This window comes from Pseudoalteromonas sp. UCD-33C, from assembly GCF_001306895.1.
In the GTDB taxonomy this organism is placed as follows: domain Bacteria; phylum Pseudomonadota; class Gammaproteobacteria; order Enterobacterales; family Alteromonadaceae; genus Pseudoalteromonas.
This window is the reverse complement of sequence record NZ_LJTB01000003.1, coordinates 176,622-199,587: the sequence shown is the minus strand read 5'-3', so window position 1 is coordinate 199,587 and position 22,966 is coordinate 176,622. Positions and strand designations below refer to the sequence as shown.

The window sequence follows — 22,966 nt, the reverse complement described above, 5'->3', positions numbered from 1 at the left end:
GTGAAAGTTTGGACCGTAGCGAATCAAAAAGGTGGAGTAGGGAAAACAACAACAGCCGTTAGCCTTGCTGGTATTCTCGCTTTACAAGGAAAACGCGTGTTACTTATTGACACCGATCCGCATGCATCATTGACTTATTATTTTGGTATCGACTCAGAAGACTTAGAAGTTAGCGTGTATGATATCTTTGCGCGCGGCAATAACATGGCCAGTGAAGAAATTTTACAGGCTCTATGTCCATCAACACTTGAAAACCTTGATATCTTACCTGCGACTATGGCAATCGCGACGCTTGATAGAAGCATGGGCAATAAAAATGGCATGGGCTTAATACTTAAAAAAGCACTGGCCAAAATTAGCGACCATTATGATTATGCGATTATTGATTGCCCGCCTGTTTTAGGGGTTTTGATGGTTAATGCACTTGCTGCCAGTGAGCGAATTTTAGTGCCAGTACAAACAGAATTTTTGGCCTTAAAAGGGCTTGATCGTATGATGCGTACGATGGAGTTGATGCAAACATCGCAAGCAAAACAGTACCAATATACAATTATTCCTACAATGTACGATAAACGTACTAAAGCATCACTTGAAGCTTACAAGACTCTGCAGGATAATTACAAAGATAAAGTATGGTCAGGCGTGGTGCCTGTCGATACAAAGTTTAGAGATGCTAGTTTAGCACAGCAAGTGCCGATTCAATTTTGCCCGCGTTCGCGTGGCGTTTTTGCCTATCGTGCACTGCTTGATTACTTAGTTGCACAAGGTTAAAGATGAGTAAGCATTTATTTGCCAATGAAAAAGTGATGACCCAATATTTGGGCGCTTTGTTGTGTGAAGATGAGCCTACAGACCAAAATCTTGAGCCAGTCGCAAAGCTGCTGGAGCAGGTTAAAGAGCCTGAAACTAAGACAGAAGAAAAGCTGACAGACGTTCAGCCTACTCCAGAACCTGTTTTACCACCCCCTGAACCGACTAAAGAGCTTGAGAAAACCGAGAACCAAGCTAATATCAAAGATATAGTCGCAGAACCTAAAGCTGAACTGGTTGCAAAAACCTCGTCTGATCGTCAAGAAGACTATTTTGATGGTGAATTTCAGGCATTATTCTTTGAGGTTGCAGGGTTAACGCTTGCTGTACCGTTAAAAGCATTAGGGGGAATTCATCAGCTGGCAGAGGTTAACCAATTATTTGGTAAACCTAAATGGTTTAAAGGTGTAATGCTAAACCGTGAAGAAAAACTAAATGTTGTTGATACTGCAAGTTGGGTTATGCCAGAAAAGTATGATGAAAAATTAGAACAATCATTAGATTATCAGTATTTAATCACCTTAGGTGATAGCCAATGGGGATTATTGGCTGAAAAGCTCGTAAATAATATTACGCTTCGTAAAGAAGATGTAAAATGGCGAGCAAAATCAGGTAAGCGGCCTTGGCTTGCAGGTGTCATCAAAGAGAAAATGTGCGCCTTGATTGACGTTGAAAATTTAAATCAATTGCTAGAGCAGGGCTTAGACAGCCGTGAGCAGTAACTATTTTTACGGAGTAATAGCATGAGTGAAGAAAGACTACTGTCAGCAAATAAAAACGCTGATAGCAACGATGAAGTGTTACAGTGGGTAACCTTTAAACTTGAAGAAGAAACGTACGGCATTAACGTAATGCAAGTACAAGAAGTACTTCGCTATACCGAAATTGCTCCTGTACCAGGTGCGCCTTCTTATGTATTAGGTATTATTAACCTACGTGGTAATGTTGTTACTGTTATCGACACTCGTGCACGTTTTGGCTTAATGGGTGCTGAGGTCACTGATAACTCTCGTATCGTTATCATTGAAGCTGAAAAGCAAGTGATTGGTATTTTAGTCGACAGTGTCGCAGAAGTGGTTTACCTACGTAGCTCTGAAATTGACAGTGCGCCAAATATTGGCACAGAAGAAAGTGCTAAGTTTATCCAAGGTGTATCTAACCGTGATGGTGAGTTACTGATCTTGGTTGATCTTAATAAATTATTAAATGACGATGAGTGGGACGAGCTAAGCGCACTATAAGCGTTTGGGAATTATATGCTGTTATACTCTTTGTTTGGTGCCTCAATCTTACTTGTATTAGTGTGTTTGGGGCTTATTTTTGTCAATAACAATAAGCAATCGGCGGCGATTCAAGCCAAGCAAAAACAGTTACAAGAAGCTCAACAGCAATTGAGTATTTTACGTAGCGAAGTGGCTGAGATGCGAGCCGGCATGCTGAGTATTGGCAAACGCGTTGTTGCTGTTGAAGAAAAAAGTAAAGAGCTTGAACAGCTACAAGATGCACAAAAATATGATGATCCGAATGCGAAAATTTATTCGCGAGCGGTTAAAATGGTTGAGCTAGGCGCTGATTTAGAAGAAATAATTCGTGAATGCGAATTACCCAGAGCCGAAGCTGAGCTACTCATGTCACTTCATAAACAAAAAGGCGCCCAATAAGGCGCTTTTTTATTTGAGTACATTTGAGCACTAGGCTTGAATGTTGAGCTTACCTTGAAAGTCTTGCCAACCTGGTGGAAATTTACCACGCAATACGTACGAAAAAGCAATTAACTCGGCAATGACATAATAGAGCTCTTTCGGGATTTCTTCACCTAACTCAAGATGTGATAAGGTTTGTGCTAAATCAGCATCTTGGTGTATCAAAATACCTTTTTGCTCAGCAAGTTTGACGATTTCTTCAGCCAATTCACCAAAGCCTTTACTGGTTACTCGTGGCGAGCTACCAGCTTCGTAGAGTAAGCCAATTGCTGATTTATGCACCGCTTGTTCACTCATAAGAATTATACCTTAATGTTAATAATCGCATGGGATTTATAAAAAGCTTGGTGGCTTGACGTTCCTTGTTGCAAGTTTAACTCACCTACATTTAAGCCATGGCCTGCTAATTTATGACGCAGTGTTTCTAAATGCGGATGAGCAAGCGCTGTCACTTCTTGTGAAGAAGCGAGCAACTGGCAATCAACTGCTTTATCCATAACCTCTGCGGTAATTTGTAACTTGCCAAGCTGTGCATAATCAAAGTTCAAGCGCACAAACCAGACATTTTTCGCTTCGAGTTTATTTTTACTTGGCTTTTTATACTGTCCTAAGCTGATTTCTGTTTGCCCTGTTTCAGGAGGTAATTTCATCGGCAAGAAAAATTGCGCTAAAGCACTGTTATCTTGTTGCTGATTGATAGGTGTTGTTTGCACCTGAGCCAAAGTGTTTTTTAGTTGTGAAGCTTCAGCCGCCATGGCTTGCATCGCAGGCTGCTGTAGCTGCTCGAGTAATTTATTACCGTTAACGGCTTTAAAGTTGGGCACTAACACTTGCAGTAAGGCATCAAGACCTGTTTGATTATTAAAACTAAGGTTGGTTGGTGCTTGATTAATAATTGGCGCGGCAAGTGAAGCCACAGCTAATTGTTCTAACCCTTGGCTAAAGCTCGCTTGCTGAGTCTGGCTGGGTAATGCTGTTGGCCTGAGGATACTTAAAAGCTCTCGTTCAATCGTAGTAGGGTGCATGTTTTGACTCGAGATCATGCGATTAAATGCTTGATTTACGAGTCGATTCAAATCTACCGAAGACGATGTGTTTTGCTCACTCAGAGCTACAAGTTTTTCTGTTAATTGCACTGGTATAGGTGTGCTTGCTAAAGGTTTGCTTTCAGGAAGCGGTAATAGCTTCGCAATCAGTGCAGCCTCAATCGGTCTTATCGGCAATAAGGGTTGAGCTAAGTTAGGCTCTTTTGTTGCTAAAAAGGGGATGTGTAATTGAGTTTGCTGCTGGGCAACTTTTTGTAATCCTGCTGTTTGCTCAGCAGGTGTTCGAGTCGCTAGATTATTTTGTTTTACTTGCTCGTTAGGCTTTGCCGCTACAAGGTTTTTAACCACTGTTTTTACAGCCTGTTGTTGCAAAGGGGCAGGTGCTCCTTTTAAATCAGGCTTTACATTTAGCGCAGAAGAATTTGGGTCTGTGCTTAATGTCGCTTGTTTAGTTTGTGTAACCTGCTCACTCGGGTTTTTAACTACTGAATTAGCAAGGTTACTTTTAGCTTGGGCGAGCTGCTCTGAGGCTGGTTTGTCAGATTTCATGGCAGTAACAGCGCCGCTAACTGCTTTGTTGTCTACAGGTGCTTGTTGTAAAGCCGTATCTTTATTCAAAGCAGGAGTTTGCGCTTTACTATTGATTGCTATTTGAGTGGCAGGGCGCTGCACGCTAACAAGCGGCTCTAAGCTGACTTTTATCCGTTGCAGTAACTGTATTAAAGGTGGAGCCTTGTTATAACTCACGGGTAAGCTAACTTGCCTTGTAGACTGACTTTCGGTTAATGGCTCTGTCTGTTTAGTCGCAGGTAATGGCGTATTTGCTGAAACTGGTCCACTGGTTTTTTGCGATACTTGGGGGACGGCATGTTGTGGCGCGCTTTGTTGAATAGCGGCAAACTTTACTATATTGATTTTATTAGCATTAAAGCCCAGTTGGCTAATTGTATTTTTGCTTTCAATCAGCTGATGCGTTGACTGGTTAACAGCCGCTTTGGTGGTAGCGGGGAGCTTTTCAAAATAGCGCACTGCATCACTAATACGCGTTTTTAAATCAGCAAAACTGTCTTTTAGCCAAGAGCTAATGGGGGAATTTGAGCTGCTCGATGGCGCTATCAACGTACTCTTGGGTTCAACAGCTTGGCTTTTTAATGCTTGATTGAATGTCTCTGACAGAGAGTTCTTTAACAGTATTTGTTGCACAGGTGCTTTATTTATAAGTTCAACAGTATTTTTAACTTGCTGGGGTATTAGTTTTAATGCATGAGGATGAAATTGCCACTGCGCTTGAATTTGCTTAGCTTGTTTTGGCGATATTGCCGGTAGCGGTAAAGTTAATTCATTACTTTGCTTGTTTGCAACGCTTAACTGTACTTGTTGCCCAGCTAATTTTAAATTCATTTCAGGGGTTAGCTTAGCCACCAACTCAGCTACTTTTTGTTGGCTAACACTTTGCTGATGGAGAGAATCCCCAAAGCGATTAATAATGTTTAAATTAAAGCTATTTTGTTGGTTGGTAGCAGGCAGCAAAATGGCTTTAAGTGGTGCTTCAGCTTTTAAAAGAGCAACCAGGCTATTGTTAAGAGCAAACTCAGCTTTTAATGCCGGTAGTTGTAGTAAAGGTTTACTTGGCGCAATCTGAGCCGGGTGCGGCATATTTGTATTTGCACTCCCTTGCGTTAGCAAGTTCAGTAGTGCTTGTAATTGCTGGCTTTTGCCAAGTGTAATCGTCAGCGGTGCTGGTGTGATAGTCAGCTGTTTACCATCACTACTTAATTGAATATTGGCCGCTAAAAAGCGCTCAGTTTTAAGGTTTTCTTGCTCTGTTGATAAGCGTAATGTTTGCCATGAGTTATTGATTAGCACGTCCATTTGCACACTGTGCTTACCAATCACGATATTACGGGCAGTTAGGCTCTGCTCAGCCAGCATTTTCAATGCATCATTAGGTGATTGCTGTGATGCACTGCTGATTGCTTTTGGGTCTAGATTAAGCTGAGTGCTGAGAGTCAACTGGCTTTGTTTATTCATTATTTTAGATCAAATATAAGTTAATCGTTTTAAAGCAATATTCGTATTACCCTATCATTATGGTAGACTAACGCCTAATTTTGGGTATAGAGAATCGTCATCTTGTTACACATTAAGGCCGTCACCTGCATCAAGCAAGATCGTTGTTTGTTTGCGGATCTTAATTTCAGCTTGAAATCGGGACAAATTATGCAGTTAGCTGGTCCGAATGGGGCTGGTAAAACATCATTATTGCGTATTATCGCGGGTTTCGCTATGGCGGATGAAGGCGATGTTTTGTTCCAAGAACGCTCGATTACAAAATACTATGATGAATATGCACAAGAGTTATTATTCATCGGCCATAAAACAGGGGTAAATACACAACTTACTGCCCTTGAGAATGTCGCATTTTGGCTAAAAATTAATGGCTACGATAGCAAACAAGACTTGTATCCGATCTTAGCAAAAATAGGCTTGGTGGGTCTTGAGGATGTGCCTGTTCGTATGTTGTCAGCAGGGCAACAGCGCCGTGTCGCTCTAGTAAGACTGTGGTTAAACAGCGCCAAACTATGGATCCTTGATGAGCCATTTACAGCCCTTGATAAAAGCGGTGTGGCATTTTTACAAGAACGCTTTGTTGAGCACCTAAATGCTGGCGGCGCGATTCTTTTAACTACCCACCAAGATTTAACGACACATTTTAGTGACTTACAAACAGTGACTTTGGAGTATCGCCACTGATGGTAAAACAGCATTCGTATTGGCAATTATTCTCTGCGGTTTTTTCTAAAGATCTTAAATTAGCGTTTCGTCAGCGTGCTGAAATCGTTAACCCTATCTTGTTTTTTCTTATTGTTATTACACTTTTTCCGTTAGCAATTGGCCCTGAACCCGGTCTACTTGCTCGTATGGCTCCGGGCATTATTTGGGTCGCTGCGTTACTGTCGACCATGTTAGGCCTAGATAAGCTATTTCGTGATGATTATCACGACGGAACACTAGAGCAATTAATTGCTTCATCATACCCATTACCGTTAACTGTCCTTGCAAAAGTGGCAGCGCATTGGGTGATCACGGGGTTGCCTTTAGTGTTAATGACTCCGGTATTTGCTTTGTTATTGAATTTAGAAAGTTCAGCGCTTTTAGCAACCGTTCTGACCTTATTGTTAGGTACGCCATTGCTTAGCTTCATTGGCGCAATTGGCGCTGGACTCACTGTGGGGCTACAAAAAGGCGGCATTTTAATGAGTTTGCTTGTTTTGCCTTTGTATATCCCTGTACTAATTTTTGCAACCTCGGCTATTGATACCAGCTCTATGGAGCTTGCCTATAGCGGACAGCTTGCAATCCTTGGTGCCATGCTAATCGTAGCGATTATAGCGGCGCCAATTGCCATATCGTCAGCATTGAAAGTGAGTGTAAGTTAATATGTGGAAGTGGTTACATCCCTACGCAAAAGCAGATCGTGCTTACCAATTGTGTAACACCTTACTGCCTTATTTCGCCGTCGTTACGGTGGTTTGTATGATTGTTGGATGGGTCTGGGGGCTTGCTTATGCCCCAGCCGATTACCAACAAAAAGACAGCTACCGAATTATTTTTATCCATGTGCCTTCAGCTATTTTATCTATGGGCGCTTACTCTTCTATGGCGATTGCAGCAGTGATCGCACTAGTATGGCAATTACGTAATGCAGAACTTGCAGTGATTGCAATTGCACCTGTCGGGGCATGTGTGACAGCGATAGCATTAATTACCGGTGCAGCATGGGGTAAACCTATGTGGGGTGCATGGTGGGTGTGGGATGCACGTCTTACCTCTGAGTTAATTCTGTTATTTTTATACCTTGGTGTGTTATCGCTTTATCATGCTTTTGAAGATAAAAAAGCAGCGGGGCGTGCTGCTTGTATCTTAGCCATTGTTGGTGTTATCAACTTACCGATTATTCACTTCTCGGTGGAGTGGTGGAATACCTTGCATCAAGGTGCAACCATTACAAAGTTTGATACTAAAGCCATTGATCCAAGCATGTTTTGGCCATTAATGGTTAACATTGTTGCGTTTGCAGGTTTTGTTGGTGTGGTGACGTTAATCCGCCTTAAAAACGAAATTCTCCAACGTGAAAAGCACCGCCCTTGGGTGCGTGATATGGTTAGGCGAGGTTAATCATGCAGTTTGATTCTTTTGCAGATTTTATTGCCATGGGTGGCTATGGCTTTTATGTATGGTTGTCTTTTGGTAGCTGTGCATTAATTTTACTCGGTATTTTATTTAGTTCGTTAAACGATACAAAACGTATTTTCTCTTCAGTAAAGCAGCAAGCACAACGTGAAGAGCGCATTAAGAAAGCGAAGCAAGAGGCAGGGCAATGAATCCAAGACGTAAAAAACGTTTATTAGCAGTTGTAGCCATTATTTTTGGTGTGGGTGCAACGATTGGTTTAGTGCTGTACGCACTGCAAGAAAACATTAATTTATTCTATACCCCAAGTGAACTTGTTGAGGGTAAAGGACCAAACAAAGAAAAACCGCATATTGGCCAAAAGTTACGTATTGGTGGCATGGTTGTACCTGGTTCAGTTGTTCGTGACGAATCAAGCTTAAAGGTAAGCTTTAAACTGATTGATAAAGGCCCTATGGTGACAATTAATTATCAAGGGATTTTGCCGGATTTATTCCGTGAAGGCCAAGGGATTGTTGCGCAGGGTGTGTTAGTTAAAGCCAATGAAATTGATGCCTTTGAAGTACTTGCAAAGCATGATGAAGAATACATGCCTGCAGAAGTTGCTGAAGCTGTGAAGGGTATCAAACACGAAAAACCGACGTATAACTTAGATAACGGCAATTAATATGATCCCAGAACTCGGTTATTTTTCTTTAACACTGGCCATGGTGCTCAGTGTTCTATTGTGTATTTTTCCTTTGTGGGGCGCGCATACCGGCAATTTACGTTTAATGCGTGCAGCCCCATCACTGGCAATTGGACAATTCGTATTTGTACTTTTGTCTTTTGCTGCACTTGTTTATGCCAGTTTAACCGACGACTTTACTGTTTCGTATGTTGCTTATCACTCAAGTAGCACCTTACCTTGGTACTACAAAATAACCTCGACATGGGGTGGTCATGAAGGGGCAATTTTACTCTGGTTAGTAATGCAAGCGGGTTGGACAGCAGTTGTCGCTATGCGTTCGCAATCATTACCTTGGGTATTACGTGCTCGTGTACTGGGTGTATTAGGCTTTTTAGGTGTTGGCTTTATGCTGTACACCTTATTAATGTCGAGCCCATTTGAGCGCCTATTACCGTATTTCCCAGTTGAAGGTCGCGATTTAAATCCGTTATTGCAAGACCCAGGTATGATTATTCACCCGCCATTGCTCTATATGGGCTATGTGGGTTTATCTGTGTCGTTCTCATTTGCTATTGCAGCGTTACTTACAGGTAAGCTTGATAATACTTGGGCTAAGTGGTCTCGTCCTTGGACTATGACAGCATGGGGCTTTTTAACACTCGGTATTACCATTGGTAGTTGGTGGGCATATTCAGAACTTGGCTGGGGTGGCTGGTGGTTCTGGGATCCAGTTGAAAACGCATCATTAATGCCATGGCTTGTGGCAACCGCATTGCTGCACTCATTATCAACCACCGAAAAGCGTGGTGTATTTAAGTCGTGGACCGTATTACTGGCTATTGCAGCATTCTCGTTAAGCTTACTGGGTACCTTTATTGTTCGCTCGGGTATCATTGTATCTGTGCATGCTTTTGCCTCAGATCCTAACCGCGGTATGTTTATTTTAGCTTTCTTAGCCATTGTAGTTGGTGGTGGTTTATCGCTTTATGCACTGCGTGTTTCGCAGGTGAAAAGTGAAGGCCGTTATAAGTTTGCCTCACGTGAAGTTGCGCTTTGGCTAAATAATATTTTCTTAGTTGTGGCAACGCTGATTGTATTGCTAGGTACATTACTGCCAATGATCCACAAAGAACTTGGCTTAGGCAGCATTTCGATTGGTGAGCCGTTCTTCAATAAGATGTTTGCTATTTTACTGGTACCGTTTGCCATTTTAATGGGTATGGGTCCGCTGTTACGTTGGAAACAAAACAAGTGGTCGATGCTGCAAAACAAGTTTGCGTTATCGGCTGTAGTTAGTATCGTTGCAACGGCAGCGTGGTTATATTCAAGTTACGATGTAATTGCGCCAATTACCTTTATTGCAACTGCGCTAGCGGTATGGATTGTTGTTACTACACTGGTTGATTTAGCGGCAAAAGTAACTATTCACAAAACCTTAGGCGAAGGCTTTAAACGTTTAGGGCTAAGCTATTGGGCGATGGTTTTAGGCCACGTTGGTTTAGCGTTCGTGATTGCAGGTGTAACGCTCACCTCTGCTTATTCAGTAGAGCGAGATGTTTCAATGAAGCCGGGTGACACTGTGGCATTAAATGAATACCAGTATCGTTTTGATGGTGTTAAGTCTATCCGCGGCGCAAACTATAGCGGCCATGCTGGTGTTGTCACTGTGCTGAAAAACGATAAACAAGTAACCGTTTTACATGCTGAAAAACGCCGTTATGACATTGGTATGCAGTTTATGACTGAAGCGGCTGTTGATGCAGGCTTTACGCGTGACTTGTATCTAGCGCTAGGTGAGCAATTAAGCCAAGGTGCGTGGTCGTTACGTATTTACCATAAGCCTTATGTTCGTTGGATGTGGCTCGGTGGTATCTTGATTTCACTGGCAGGCTTTTTAGTACTTGGTGATAAACGTTATCGCCAAAAATCGACTAAGCAGGAGGCTTCAGCATGAACCGTAAACTACTCGCACTAGCACCTTTACTGGTTTTCGTTTTACTGTGTGTATTTTTATATCAAGGTTTGTTTGCTAACCCGCGTGAGCTGCAAACAGGGCGTATTGGGCAGGCTATGCCAGCTTTTAACCTGCCAGATTTGATGGATGAGTCAAAGCGTTGGACTGATGCAGATTTAAAAGGTGAAGTTTACTTACTTAATGTGTGGGGCACATGGTGCCCGACCTGTTTAGCTGAGTTAGGCTATTTAACCGAGCTTAGAGAGCAGGGCGTTAAGATTGTTGGCTTATACTACGAGCAAGGCTACGACCCTGACTTTGATGGCCAGTTTGATATTAACGCACTACGCGAAGATGTCACTAGCATGCTTAATCGTGCTGGCGACCCATATCAATTTAATATCTTAGATTTAAAACGCACATTAGCCCTTGATTTAGGTGTGTCTGGCGCACCAGAGACCTTTTTAGTCGATAAACAAGGCACTATTTTGCTGCACCATACCGGCGATATTAATCCGCGTGTGTGGCGAGCCAAATTCGCACCGTTAATGCAGGAGTTACAGTAATGAGACTCGTGATTTTTTTAGCAAGTTTGCTTATCACGTTTAGCGCATTTGCAGAGCAAGACAAGTATCAATTTGATGATAAAGAGCAAGCTGTTCGCTTTAGTGAACTTACCAAAGAGCTGCGTTGCCCTAAATGTCAAAACCAGAACATTGCTGACTCAGACGCCGTTGTAGCCAAAGACTTACGTGACAAAGTGTTAACGCTGGTAAAAGATGGCAAAAGCAAAGATGAAGTCATCGATTATATGATTGACCGTTACGGTTACTTCGTACATTACGATCCACCAGTAACACCAGCAACCTTAGTGTTATGGGTATTGCCAGTATTAATTGTGGTACTTGGCTTTGGCTTTATTGTTTTACGCCAACGTAAGGCATCTGTAAAACAAACATGGACAGAGCAAGACGAGGCACTGCTTGCAAAGTTAATTGAACAAAATCAACGTCAGGAGCAAAGCTAGATGGCATTAATGTGGGCTTCTTTTGTTTTACTCACACTGGTTGCATTGCTATTTGTTGTCGTTCCGTTTTTTAAACGCGAACGTATTCAACGCCTTGATCACAATGCAAACTCGGAGTTAATCCGAATTTATCATCAACGTTTAGACGAGCTTAAAGCTGACTTAGATAACCAGCGTATTGATGCACAAATGTTTGATGAGTCAGTTAACGAGCAAAAGCGTCGTTTACTCAATGAGCTGTCTCCGGAAAAAGCGCTAAATAGTAAAGGTAACAACCGTATTTTTGCCCTTACTGGCGCTGGCTTTTTAATTGTTTTAACGGCTATCTTTTACGGTTACACGGGGAGTCAGCAGCAAATTAAAGGCTGGCATGACGCGATGGCAAACCTTAAGTCGTATGGTGAACGTGCCGTAATGCAAGATGGTGAGCCATTAACACCGAATGAGCTGCAAGCATTTGCTTTAGCATTGCGTACTAAGCTTGATCAAAGTGGTGATGATGAAGTGGCGTGGATGCTGCTAGGTCGTGTTGCGATGTCATTAAATGAATTTGATATGGCAATGCAGTCATTTGATAAGGTTCTTAAAATGAACCCAGATAACAAGCAAGTGCTGATCAGCTACTCGCAAGTCCTGCTAATGGAAGGCAGTGATGCGAATATGTCTCGTGCGGCGACTATGTTATCGAGAGTGTTAAAAGCAGAGCCGACCAATATTGATGCTATCTCATTGCTAGCCCTAATTGCTTATGAGCGTAAAGATTGGCTGCAAGCAAAAACTGCGTTTGAAGTACTGCTTGCAAGTATGCAGCAAAACGACCCGCGTTATAGCATGATTGCAGAGCGAATTGCTGAAATTGATGCCCATTTAAATAATGAGCAGCAAGTTACAAATACAAAACTCGCAGAAGCTTCAAACAGTGAAATTAGCATCACGGTTGATTTAGACTCTGCACTTGCAGATTCGCAGCCACAAAACGGCACGTTATTTGTTTTTGCAAAAGCAGCCAGTGGTCCACAAATGCCATTAGCTGTGGTAAAAATGACCGAATATAGCTTTCCGCTAACCGTGACGTTGAGTGATAGCAATGCCATGGTAGAAGGCTTGAACCTATCAAGTGTCGATAAAATTATTTTAACTGCGCGTTTATCAAAAGATGCAACTGTGGTAACTTCTAGCGGCGAGTTGGAAGGCAAGTCGGATGTTTTAGAGCGTGCAAACGTAAAAGAATATTCTTTGCTAATTAATGAGTTAATACCTTAAGGATAGCCGATGTTTAGGCACAGTATATTTTTTATCTTTTTTGTAGTGCTTGCAGGATGCGCACAAATACCTGAAGAAAAAGCGGATGAGCGAGACCCATTACAGTCGTTTAACCGTCCTATGTATGATTTTAATATGGACGTGCTTGACGCTTATATTCTTCGCCCAGCAGCTGTTGGCTACGTTACTGTCACGCCAACACCGGTAAGACGTAGCATTGTTAATTTTACCGATAACATCACCGCACCAACGGATATGGTCAATGCTGGCCTGCAAGGTAAACCTGGTAATATGGGTATTAGCCTAGCGCGCTTTTTAGTGAACTCTACGGTAGGTTTACTCGGCTTTTTTGATGTCGCTTCATCGCTGGGTTTAGAAATTGTCGATGAAGACTTTGGTCAAACCTTAGGTGTATGGGGTGTAGGAGATGGCGCTTATTTGATGATCCCAGGTATGGGGCCAAGTACAGCACGAAACCTAACAGGTGATGTGGTAGATAACTTTGTGTTACCTGAAATCACGTTAACAACACCGCAGACTATTTTGGTGTTTGCGCTTAAAGCGGTTGAAGCCCGTGCTTCATTAATGCCACAAGAGAGCCTATTAAATGAGTCGTTAGACCCATATATTTTCGTGAAGGATATTTACTTCCAGCGTCAATTATATGAGCTACATGATGGTAATCCGCCAGTTGAAAAAGAAACGGATGATTTTGACGAAGACTTCTTAGAAAATCTTTAAGATTATTCAAATAAAAATGCCAGCAATTGCTGGCATTTTTTATAGCATTAATAGATTGATATTCATCAGTCTCCAAACACACTCATTTGGTCATTAGACCAACTTAATGCGTCGTGGTAAGCGTCCGGGACTTCTTCTGGCTTAAGGCCCAACTGTTGTTGGATTTCTTTCGCTTTTTCCCAATTTGCTTGCTCATAGAATTTTACAAGGTTTAGATAGGTAGCGAGTAAGCCTTCATCTTTAAGTAGAGCGTCTTTAATTTCGTTGGTCAGCGGTAACTTATTCATAACGCTTGGCATATCTTCATCTAAGATAGCATCCATTAATGACATCATGCCTGTTAAGAAAGCCATACCTGTATCGCGTAACTTACCATGACTAATTGCCAGTAATTCAGCAAACCGTGCTCGGGTTAGCGACAGGCGGATCAGTTCAGCAGGTTTATCTGCAGATACTTGAGCTGCAAATAACAGCGACAAGAAACGTTTAATTTCTTCGCTTCCTAATACGATAAGCGCTTGCTTGATTGTGCTGATTTCGGCACGGCGTTTAAATGCCGCGGAGTTTGAATAGCGTAATAGCTTATAAGATAAGTTAACGTCACGTTCAAACACCTCAGTGATTTTTCTAAGGTTTAAATCAATACTTGATGTTTCGTATAGGAGCTCGGCAAGAGCCATCTCAGAAGGTGGCAAAGTTTTACTTTGTACCATCTCCGGTTTTGAAAAGAAAAAGCCTTGAAAGTAACTAAAACCCATTTCTAGGGCAAGTTGGTATTTCTCGTAAGTTTCGACTTTTTCGGCAAGCAACTTGATGTGCGGGTGAGGTTTTATCGCTTCAATAACCGCTTCAATCGACTCTTTGTCTGTGGTTAAAAAGTCAATTTTGATCATATCGATATACGGATAAAAATGACGCCAGACAGGTTGATGAATGTAATCATCAAGGGCCAGTGTGTAACCACGCTCTTTTAAATCTTTAACCAGAGCAAGTAAACGTTTACCTGGTTGAATAGTTTCAAGAATTTCGACAACGACTTGTTCTTTACCCAGTAATAAAGGGTAGCCTTTTTGGAGTGTCTCTAAAGTGAAATTAATGTAAGCTGGTTTGTTATCCGTTAAATCTTCTAAACCAAAATTGAACTGACTACCTTCAATGAGTCGTGATGTTGCTTCATCGCCATCAATGTCTGGAAACACGTTATCTACGCCATCCCTAAAAAGGAGTTCGTAGCCGACAAGTTTCTTTTCCTTATCTAAAATAGGTTGGCGTGCAGCGTAAAAATACATAGTCCTGGCATGTCCACTTCGGTTAATTCATTTATCCATCAGCAATATATGTCATTGTGCCTGAAATAGCATTAATTAAATGCGAGTATTTGAGGATAAATACTGATTTTATTCTGATCTTAAGACTAGGATAAATTGCAATTGAATTCTATAACTTGAGATTAAATATCATATTTTTGTTATGAAAAGGTTGAAATTGTAAACCCTGTCATTGAACTGCTTGATTGGAGTTGAAGGGGGGAAGCATGTTATAGTCATGGGTGATATCGGTTTTTACCCCAATAATGTCTTAAAATTAAATAACTTGCGAGTCATTATTCGGATTAAAAGCCAACATTAAACAACTTTTGGAGGCTAATTTGGAAACAGGAATGATAATTTCGTTAGCAATGTACTTCATCGTCATGCTGGGGATTGGGCTGTATGCTTATAAGCAATCTACCGACGATGTATCAGGCTATATGCTAGGTGGTCGTAATTTATCACCAAGTGTTGCTGCGCTTTCAGCTGGCGCATCAGACATGAGTGGTTGGCTGCTAATGGGTCTACCGGGTGCAATGTATTTGTTTGGTTTAAGCAAGGTTTGGATTGCCATAGGTTTAGTACTCGGTGCTTGGGCTAACTACTTCCTAGTCGCGCCTCGTTTACGTGTTTACACAGAAAAGGCGAATGACTCAATCACCATTCCAGATTACTTCGCGAACCGCTTTGATGATAATAAAAATATTCTGCGTGTGATCTCTGCGATTGTAATCATTGTTTTCTTCACCTTGTATACCTCGTCAGGTGTTGTTGCAGGCGGCAAGTTGTTCGAAAACTCATTTAATATGAGCTACGAAATGGGTCTGTACATCACAACCGGTGTCGTCGTGTTATATACCTTGTTTGGTGGCTTCTTAGCAGTGAGCCTGACTGACTTTGTACAAGGCTGTATCATGTTTATCTCGTTGCTGGCTGTGCCAATTGCAACGTTTACCATGCTTGATCAGCCAGTTATGGATACACTTGCAAATGCACGCTATGACTTATTATTAAGCTCACCAAAAGAATCAGAAATTCATGCACTTAATATGATGGATTGGTTTGCAGGTGGTTCAACGATAGCGATTATTTCTGCAATGGCATGGGGCCTTGGTTATTTTGGTCAACCACATATTATTGTGCGTTTTATGTCTGTGCGCTCTGTGAAAGATATGCCGACTATGCGCCGTGTGGGTATGTCGTGGATGACGCTTTCAGCTATTGGTGCTGTGCTAACAGGTCTATTTGGTGCTGCTTATATGCTTGAAAACCAAATGCCAATTGATGATAAAGAAACGATTTTCCTAGTGTTGTCTGAGCTTATCTTCCATCCTTTAATTGCTGGCTTCTTATTGGCAGCTATTTTAGCGGCGATTATGAGTACTATTTCATCACAGTTATTAGTTTGTTCAAGCTCACTAACCGAAGATTTTTATAAGATTTACTTAAACCGTAGTGCATCTCAAAAAGAGCTGGTTTTAGTAGGTCGTATTAGTGTTATTTTGGTGGCTCTATTTGCTATTTACTTAGCCTATGACCGCGATAGCTCTATCTTAGATTTAGTGAGTAATGCATGGGCAGGTTTTGGTGCTGCATTTGGTCCACTCGTATTACTGAGCCTTTACTGGAAGCGCATGAACTTACAAGGCGCTATTAGTGGTATGGTTGTTGGTGCTGCAACAGTACTATTTTGGATTTACGCGCCAATTACAATTGATGGCCAAGCATTAAGTGCAATCATTTATGAGATTGTCCCAGGCTTTATTTTATCAACAATTGCTATTGTTGTTGTTAGCCTTACAACTGCTGAGCCGAAAAAAGAAATTACAGACTTATTTGATGAAGTTGAGTCGTCACTGTAGTTTTTGATTCAACACAAAAAAGGGCAACATCTGTTGCCCTTTTTTATGATCTAAATTTGCGTTTAGCTTGCCGCTTTTTCTTTTATATCAGCAACGTTGTCGTCTGACTTTGCTTTTTTAGGCTTAGCTGGGGCGTCTTTTGCACCTTTAAGTACCGCCATAAATTGGTCTTTTTCTTTTGCCATTTCAAGCGCCAGTGACTCAATTTGTTGCTCGCTTAATGGTACATCAACTTTTTCAAGCATTAGTTCTAATGACTCAGCAATGTCGAGCATTTTGTCATACGCATCAGCTTCTTTCTTAGTAGTAAACGTCATGCGCTCGACTCCGTTTCTTTCTACAACATATTTAACAACAACAGCCATGATTTCTCCTGCATTTAAGCGTGGCATTTGCAGCGTAATACCGCCACTTTGATTACTGTTTTTATATACAGTAATGCTTCGGGGCTTACTTTGCAAGTAACTTGAGAAAAATTTTATTCAGCAAATTTGACAATAATAGGGACATTAGCTTTATTTAAATTGTTACCCAAAGTTAAACACAAGCGATGGAGTGAGTGTTGGGTAATAGCTAACTACCTGTCCAAGATGGACATCATGGAGGAAATTATGAAATTACTATCAAGTATTTTACTTGCCACAAGCATTGCGTTACTACCTGCTACATCGGCATTCGCCGTTAAACCAACCGAAGCAACACAAGTTAAAATGCAAAAGCTCAGTATAAACAAAGCTAGCATAGATCAACTTACTCAATTACCGGGTATTGGAGAGTCAAAAGCCAAAGCGATTGTTGAGCACCGTAAAAAGCAAGGTCCGTTTAAGTCGGTAGAGCAATTAAAAGAAGTAAAAGGAATTGGCGATAAGCTATTTGCTAAACTTGAGGGGAAAATTACATTATAAATAGCGGGCTATATACCTAAACAGGGCGTTATTCGCCCTGTTTAAATTCATCGATAGCTTTGTCTAAATGCGCTAATGCGAACATGTTTTCGATAGGTGTTGTGATGAGTGGGTAACTTAAGCCCGCTAACAATAACCAAGGAATAAGCATCCAGCCTTCAAAGTAGGCCAAGCCTAAAAATAATGGTGCTAAAAAGGCAAGCTTACATACTGATAAAATGATCTTTTTGCTTGAGCTTAAATGAGCCAAAGCAAGGGCAATAATTTGCTGGCGTTGCCTTACTTTAAAGCTTTTTAAAGCAGGGATTTGGCTAGTAAAAAAATAAATCATTATAGCGACTTTTTGCTCACTAATCGGCTAACTAAAACAGCCACAAATACCACTGAAAATGCTGCAAAAATCACTTCCATCCATGCTGGCATACTCATAGAAGCAAACTGCCAATCGATATTTCCGCAATCACCAGTAGCGGCAAAGAAGCTAGGGATCCATTCATGCAAAGGCATAAAACTTGGGAAGTTAGGTTCAAATGCACAGCTAAATGCAAAAGGGTCAGTATTGTTTTGCATTGCAATGTGTTCTTTGGCAATAAAGTAACCCCAAATTGCAGAGACACCCCAAGTGGCAAATGCGACTAAGCGAACAACCATATTTTGTGGGTTAATTGCACCAATCACACCCGCTGCAAGTAAGCCTAAAACAGCAGTACGTTGATATATACACATGATGCATGGCTCAAGGCCCATGTTGTATTGAAAAAATAACGCAGTGATTTCAAATGCGAGTGAAATAACGGCTAATAATAACCAAGGTGTTCTTTTAGTTGCTAATTCTGCTAACCAATTCATGAAAGTTCCAATTTCAAATTGTTTTCAAGATTATGCTTAGACAGGGCAGTAGGTGCAAGTATCTAAGATGAAATTATACGAAAAAGGAGCCGACTGGCTCCTTTTTATTAATCATATCTAGGCTGGCTGTTACACACTAACAGCTTGCAAAGACTCACTTTGATAGCAGCCTAATACACGGGTGTATTGGGTGTGTTCTTTTAGCTCTTCAAGCGCTTGCTTAACATGTAAGTCATCAAGGTTTGCTTCAAGGTCAACATAAAACACCTCTTCCCATGGGTTTCCAGGTACTGGGCGAGATTCCAATTTTACTAGGTTAATTTGATGTTGTTTAAAAATCATCAAGGCATCAGCCAATGAACCCGCTTGTTGTTTGGTCGCCATAATCAAACTGGTTTTTGTTGGAATTTGCTTAGATACTTGCAACGGGTTACGCGCGACGACAATGAAGCGGCTATGGTTTTCGCTTTGGTTTGCAAGGCCTGATTTAACGACTTCTAACCCTACATTTTTACCTGCTTGTGCTGAGCCGATAGCGGCGCTGTTTGTAGTTTCAACCGCTGATTGTAATGCATGGAAGGTTGAGTCACAGGTTTCATGTTGAATATCACCTAAACCCTGAATGAAGCGGCTACATTGAGCAAAAGGCTGTGGGTGAGCAAAGATTTTATTAATGTGAGAAAGCTCAGTACCTGGCATTGCTAATAAACAATGCTCAACGCTGTGAGTGACCTCACCGACAATTGATACTTGTGCATGTTGTAATAAATCGAACACTTCATTGATACTACCTGAGCTGGTGTTTTCAATTGGCAGTAAGCCGAAATCAGCTTGGCCACTTTCAACTTTGCCAGTGATTTGATCAAAGCTCGAACAGCCCATCTCAATCAGCTTACCTGGGCGACGGCTAAAATATTTATGGCAGGCTAATTGGCTATAAGAGCCTTGACCACCTAAGTAAGCAACACGATGACTTTCGCTCATTGCTTCAGGGTTTAGATTCTTTTGTAGCATTGCTTGTTGATTCAAAACAGAATCTTCAAGAATAGTTTGGAACACATTATTGATGTAGTACGCATCTAGACCTAGCGACTTACCATAATTAATAAGCTTTTCGAGTAATGCTTGTTCGCGGGCTTCATCGCGAATTGGTTTGTTATTGGCAATTTTATATTCAACTACGCTGTGGCTAATACGGCGTCTTTTAGCCAGTAACACCAATAAGTCGGAATCTATTTCATTAATATCGTGTCGTAACGCATTTAATGTATCAATGCTCATGTTGGTTTCCTCATTCCAAAACAGTGCACAAACAAAAAAGCCTCCCAAGTGGGAGGCTTTAGCTATTCGGTGAATTTATCTCGCAAACAGTTAAGCCTCCTCTATCTAAAGAAGCTAAAAAACGAAAAATAAGTGCGAGAGATAATTTGTTTCATTGAACTAATGTAAAAACACTTGTATGTAAAGTCAACTGCCTATCGCAGCTAATTTAGAAAACATCGGTGTTTACTCAGAAAATTCATTTATATTTATAAAAAATTTATAAATATAAAAATGAATCTGGTATATTTGTTTTTGCACAATAAATAATAACAATTATTAATAAGGTAGTCCTGTGGTGTATCGACGACCGCCATCACGTTTTGGTGTAAATTCATTAAGTATGAAATTGTCGCTGCTGATTTCTGCGATTTGTTTGATTGCAGGTATATGTGCTGCGGCTTTGATGCTTAAATCTGAAGAAAAACAGCTTGTGTTTGAAGAGCACGAACTTTTAAAGCACTCTAGTGAACGCTTGAGTCGTCAATTTAACCGCTTGATCAAAACCAAAATCAATATTGCTGAGCAGGCTAATAACGTCGTAAGCAGCCAGCTCCTTCACAACGAATCGCATTTACAAAGTAAACGCAGCGCAGAACTCAAATTTGCCCTCGATGGCAGTATCCGTAGTACCTCAGAAGATGGCTTATCGGCTGCGTTTCTCCCTCAAGATAAATATTCTGAATTTTATAAACAGCTTATAAACGATTCTGAATCGCTATGGAAAATCGTTTCACCGACCTTAATTCAAGATTTCTTTAATTTTTACCTTGTCACCAAAGACAACTTTATTCGTATCGCACCACCTAACTGGGCACTCAATGTACCTGGTAGTTTTGATTTTACTAAAGGCGAAACCTTCAATTACGCTCAGGCAGCAACTAACCCAAGCCGAGAAGCGGTGTGGTCAAAAGTGTATTACGACACTATATGGCATAAGTGGGTGGTGAGTGTGCTTGTGCCAATCTACCTTGATAACGAATTTTTTGGTGTCACGGGCAGTGATATCGCGCTTGAGACCTTATTGGCACAGTTGCCTATCGGTGACCGTGAGCAGCATCTGTTAGTGTTTGATGCAAAAGGTCAGCTGTTAGCTCACCCTGATTTAGATAAAACCACGCTTGAGCAATATGGTCGTGAAGGTAAAAAATTACTCACCGAAGATTTTGTAAACCCTGATCTGCAAAAACTAGTGTCTGAAACCATTCGTTTAAAGTTACCTGAGTCGGCAAATTCATTCGTACAAGATGGTGAAACACATATTATCAATATTCGTAAAGTCGAGAACCTAAACTGGTATATTGGAATTTATAAAAAGCGCTCGTCTGCACTTTCTGCGCTTGAAGAGTTAAAAGTAAAATTCTTCGGCTTGTTTATCTTGTACGCTATTTTAGTTGCCTTATTATTGCATCAAGCACTTTATCAACTAGTACTGCGTCGCATTCACTCGTTAGTTAATGCGGTAGTTAGTTTTGGCAAAGGGCAATTACAAACTGAGTTTCCAAAGGCTAATAAAGATGAAATTGGCACGCTAAATGGCTCGTTTAGAGACATGGCTATTGAAATTCGTAAGTTGATCGATGGTTTAAACCAGCGCATTAGTGAAAAAGAAATAGCTGAAAAAGCGGCGAATCGTTTATCTAAAGCTGTGGCTTTCTCTGGTACCGGTGTGGTGATCACCAATCAAGACTTTGAGATCAAATACGTGAATCCGAAAATGGTTGAAATGACCGGTTTTGAGGAGCGTCACTTTATTGGCTCGCCGCTGCTGAATATCATTTCACAAGAAATGGCGATTTTAGTCGATGATATTGATATCGATTTGCGTAGCCGTAATTATTGGCGCGGGGATACCTTATTACAAGGGAATGAACGCCAATCAGTTTGGGTTTCGTTAAGTATTTCACCAATTCGTGAAGATGGTGGTGAGATCACAAGTTACGTGGCATCAGCTCAAGATATTTCGTTTGTAAAAGAAAGCCAGCGTAAGATGGAGCAATTGGCTTACTTTGATACCTTAACGGGGCTTGCTAACCGTACTTTCTTCAGAATGCAGCTGCGTAAATCAATGGCACTGGCTGAACGTGGTCATTATGCATTTGCCTTATTCTATTTTGACTTAGATGAATTTAAACGTATCAACGATACACTAGGGCATGATGCTGGGGATCAGTTATTAGTAGAAGTGGCTAACCGTTTGAAAAAGCGTTTGCGTACGGAAGATACAATAGCGCGTTTAGGTGGTGATGAATTCGCGGTATTATTAAGTGGTATTGAGCACCAAACACATGCCATGGAAGTGGCCAATACGATTCAGCGCACGCTTAATGAGCCAATCAAATTAGGTAACAATGAAGTGATCATCAGTGCCAGTATTGGTATCACAATGGCACCATTTGATAGCCAAGAAGAAGATCAGTTACTTAAACATGCCGACCTTGCGATGTATGAAGCAAAAGCGAAAGGACGTAATACTTTCCACTTCTATAGCCAAGAGCTTAATGCGGCAGCAAACGAACGCTTATTTATTGAAAATGAGCTTCGTACTGGTATTCGCGAAGGGCAGTTTAGAGTTTATTATCAACCACAAGTTGATTGTAGAAATAACCAAGTGGTTGGCTACGAAGCACTTATTCGCTGGTTCCACCCTAGAGAAGGGATGATCCCACCGACCAAGTTTATTCCTATTGCTGAGGCAACGGGCTTAATTGTTGAGTTAGGTGCGTGGATACTGCAAGAGGCGTGTGAATTTGCAGCGCGTTTAGCTAGCCAAGATTTAAAGAATAATATTTCAATTAATTTATCGGCACGTCAGTTTAAAGATGCGAATTTAGTGTCGACACTGGATAAGATCATCAAACAAACAGGAGTTGAGCCTAAACGCTTACACCTTGAGCTAACAGAAAGTATGCTGATGGGGCATGTTGAAGCAGCTATTCTACAACTGCATCAGCTAAAAGCTTTGGGCGTGTCAATTTCAATCGATGACTTTGGTACAGGCTACTCTTCACTGAGTTACCTTAAACGTTTCCCTGTCGATATTTTGAAGGTTGATCGCTCGTTTGTGAAAGATATTCCACAAGATAGTAATGATATGGAAATAACCGCTGCGATCATTGCAATGGCGCAAAAGTTGAAGCTTAATGTTGTTGCTGAAGGGGTGGAAACCATTGAACAGATTGAGTTTTTACAAAACAACAACTGTTATATTGTGCAAGGTTACTACTATAGTAAGCCTATCCCAGAAGAAGAGTTGCCAACACTTTATGAACAGCTCAACTCATTGAATTCATAAAATACAGAAATCAAAAA

At 41.1% G+C, this 22,966-nt stretch carries 24 protein-coding genes; 17 read left to right on the top strand and 7 right to left on the bottom strand.

Annotated features, from left to right (window positions below; all coding sequences use genetic code 11):
- The 4 genes from AOG26_RS08990 to AOG26_RS08975 are packed head-to-tail and all read left to right on the top strand — an operon-like array spanning position 1 to position 2,471.
- Positions 1–771, top strand: a complete 771-nt coding sequence (locus AOG26_RS08990) for a ParA family protein (RefSeq protein ID WP_054562168.1) — start codon at positions 1–3, stop codon at positions 769–771.
- A gap of 2 nt (positions 772–773) precedes the next feature.
- Entirely contained in the window at positions 774–1,532 is a 759-nt protein-coding gene (locus AOG26_RS08985) for a chemotaxis protein CheW (protein ID WP_054562167.1), read from the top strand.
- 21 nt (positions 1,533–1,553) lie between these two features.
- Positions 1,554–2,051 carry a chemotaxis protein CheW gene (locus AOG26_RS08980; protein WP_054553251.1) on the top strand — a complete coding sequence of 166 codons (498 nt, stop codon included), beginning with the start codon at positions 1,554–1,556 and terminating at the stop codon, positions 2,049–2,051.
- A gap of 15 nt (positions 2,052–2,066) precedes the next feature.
- The gene (locus AOG26_RS08975; RefSeq protein WP_054562166.1) at positions 2,067–2,471 is read left to right on the top strand and encodes a DUF2802 domain-containing protein; all 405 of its coding nucleotides are present in this window, start codon (positions 2,067–2,069) and stop codon (positions 2,469–2,471) included.
- A gap of 30 nt (positions 2,472–2,501) precedes the next feature.
- Here AOG26_RS08975 and AOG26_RS08970 read toward each other — a convergent pair whose 3' ends face one another.
- A complete protein-coding gene (locus AOG26_RS08970) occupies positions 2,502–2,810 on the bottom strand; it encodes an EscU/YscU/HrcU family type III secretion system export apparatus switch protein (protein WP_054562165.1) in 309 nt (102 codons plus the stop codon).
- A gap of 5 nt (positions 2,811–2,815) precedes the next feature.
- Positions 2,816–5,590, bottom strand: a complete 2,775-nt coding sequence (gene fliK, locus AOG26_RS20695) for a flagellar hook-length control protein FliK (RefSeq protein ID WP_054562164.1) — start codon at positions 5,588–5,590, stop codon at positions 2,816–2,818.
- Between the two features lie 102 nt (positions 5,591–5,692).
- Between fliK and ccmA the strand changes: the two genes are divergently transcribed.
- The 10 genes from ccmA to AOG26_RS08915 are packed head-to-tail and all read left to right on the top strand — an operon-like array spanning position 5,693 to position 13,408.
- Complete coding sequence (ccmA, locus tag AOG26_RS08960) at positions 5,693–6,313, top strand: cytochrome c biogenesis heme-transporting ATPase CcmA (RefSeq protein WP_095209716.1); 621 nt, start codon at positions 5,693–5,695, stop codon at positions 6,311–6,313.
- Positions 6,313–6,999, top strand: coding sequence for a heme exporter protein CcmB (gene ccmB / locus AOG26_RS08955; RefSeq protein WP_054553246.1), 687 nt, complete (start codon positions 6,313–6,315; stop codon positions 6,997–6,999). The genes ccmA and ccmB overlap by 1 nt, the downstream gene beginning before the upstream one ends.
- Before the next feature lies 1 nt (position 7,000).
- Entirely contained in the window at positions 7,001–7,738 is a 738-nt protein-coding gene (locus tag AOG26_RS08950; RefSeq protein WP_054562162.1) for a heme ABC transporter permease, read from the top strand.
- Between the two features lie 2 nt (positions 7,739–7,740).
- Positions 7,741–7,944, top strand: a complete 204-nt coding sequence (gene ccmD / locus AOG26_RS08945) for a heme exporter protein CcmD (RefSeq protein WP_054553244.1) — start codon at positions 7,741–7,743, stop codon at positions 7,942–7,944.
- Positions 7,941–8,420 carry a cytochrome c maturation protein CcmE gene (gene ccmE, locus AOG26_RS08940; RefSeq protein ID WP_054562161.1) on the top strand — a complete coding sequence of 160 codons (480 nt, stop codon included), beginning with the start codon at positions 7,941–7,943 and terminating at the stop codon, positions 8,418–8,420. Before ccmD ends, ccmE begins: the two co-directional genes overlap by 4 nt.
- A gap of 1 nt (position 8,421) precedes the next feature.
- A complete protein-coding gene (locus tag AOG26_RS08935) occupies positions 8,422–10,377 on the top strand; it encodes a heme lyase CcmF/NrfE family subunit (RefSeq protein ID WP_054562160.1) in 1,956 nt (651 codons plus the stop codon).
- Positions 10,374–10,943 carry a DsbE family thiol:disulfide interchange protein gene (locus AOG26_RS08930; protein ID WP_054562159.1) on the top strand — a complete coding sequence of 190 codons (570 nt, stop codon included), beginning with the start codon at positions 10,374–10,376 and terminating at the stop codon, positions 10,941–10,943. The genes AOG26_RS08935 and AOG26_RS08930 overlap by 4 nt, the downstream gene beginning before the upstream one ends.
- A complete protein-coding gene (locus tag AOG26_RS08925) occupies positions 10,943–11,404 on the top strand; it encodes a cytochrome c-type biogenesis protein (RefSeq protein ID WP_054562158.1) in 462 nt (153 codons plus the stop codon). Before AOG26_RS08930 ends, AOG26_RS08925 begins: the two co-directional genes overlap by 1 nt.
- Complete coding sequence (gene ccmI / locus AOG26_RS08920) at positions 11,405–12,667, top strand: c-type cytochrome biogenesis protein CcmI (RefSeq protein ID WP_054562157.1); 1,263 nt, start codon at positions 11,405–11,407, stop codon at positions 12,665–12,667.
- A 9-nt stretch (positions 12,668–12,676) separates the two neighbouring features.
- Complete coding sequence (locus tag AOG26_RS08915; RefSeq protein WP_054562156.1) at positions 12,677–13,408, top strand: MlaA family lipoprotein; 732 nt, start codon at positions 12,677–12,679, stop codon at positions 13,406–13,408.
- A 65-nt stretch (positions 13,409–13,473) separates the two neighbouring features.
- Here AOG26_RS08915 and AOG26_RS08910 read toward each other — a convergent pair whose 3' ends face one another.
- Positions 13,474–14,697: an EAL and HDOD domain-containing protein gene (locus AOG26_RS08910; protein ID WP_054562155.1), complete on the bottom strand. Its 1,224-nt coding sequence runs from the start codon at positions 14,695–14,697 to the stop codon at positions 13,474–13,476.
- A 371-nt stretch (positions 14,698–15,068) separates the two neighbouring features.
- On the opposite strand from AOG26_RS08910, the gene putP reads away from it, so the two are divergent.
- The gene (gene putP, locus AOG26_RS08905) at positions 15,069–16,580 is read left to right on the top strand and encodes a sodium/proline symporter PutP (RefSeq protein WP_054562154.1); all 1,512 of its coding nucleotides are present in this window, start codon (positions 15,069–15,071) and stop codon (positions 16,578–16,580) included.
- 62 nt (positions 16,581–16,642) lie between these two features.
- Here putP and AOG26_RS08900 read toward each other — a convergent pair whose 3' ends face one another.
- On the bottom strand, positions 16,643–16,945 hold the full coding sequence (locus AOG26_RS08900) for a YebG family protein (protein WP_054553324.1): 303 nt from the start codon (positions 16,943–16,945) through the stop codon (positions 16,643–16,645).
- A gap of 246 nt (positions 16,946–17,191) precedes the next feature.
- Between AOG26_RS08900 and AOG26_RS08895 the strand changes: the two genes are divergently transcribed.
- Complete coding sequence (locus tag AOG26_RS08895; RefSeq protein WP_054562153.1) at positions 17,192–17,485, top strand: ComEA family DNA-binding protein; 294 nt, start codon at positions 17,192–17,194, stop codon at positions 17,483–17,485.
- A gap of 28 nt (positions 17,486–17,513) precedes the next feature.
- Here AOG26_RS08895 and AOG26_RS08890 read toward each other — a convergent pair whose 3' ends face one another.
- The 3 genes from AOG26_RS08890 to AOG26_RS08880 form a co-directional block, all read right to left on the bottom strand.
- Entirely contained in the window at positions 17,514–17,816 is a 303-nt protein-coding gene (locus AOG26_RS08890) for a DUF6170 family protein (protein ID WP_054562152.1), read from the bottom strand.
- Entirely contained in the window at positions 17,816–18,334 is a 519-nt protein-coding gene (gene dsbB / locus AOG26_RS08885) for a disulfide bond formation protein DsbB (protein WP_054562151.1), read from the bottom strand. Before dsbB ends, AOG26_RS08890 begins: the two co-directional genes overlap by 1 nt.
- Before the next feature lie 129 nt (positions 18,335–18,463).
- Positions 18,464–19,615: a chorismate mutase gene (locus tag AOG26_RS08880; RefSeq protein ID WP_054562150.1), complete on the bottom strand. Its 1,152-nt coding sequence runs from the start codon at positions 19,613–19,615 to the stop codon at positions 18,464–18,466.
- A 334-nt stretch (positions 19,616–19,949) separates the two neighbouring features.
- On the opposite strand from AOG26_RS08880, the gene AOG26_RS08875 reads away from it, so the two are divergent.
- Positions 19,950–22,949: a bifunctional diguanylate cyclase/phosphodiesterase gene (locus AOG26_RS08875; protein ID WP_152966949.1), complete on the top strand. Its 3,000-nt coding sequence runs from the start codon at positions 19,950–19,952 to the stop codon at positions 22,947–22,949.
- Positions 22,950–22,966: the final 17 nt, after the last annotated feature.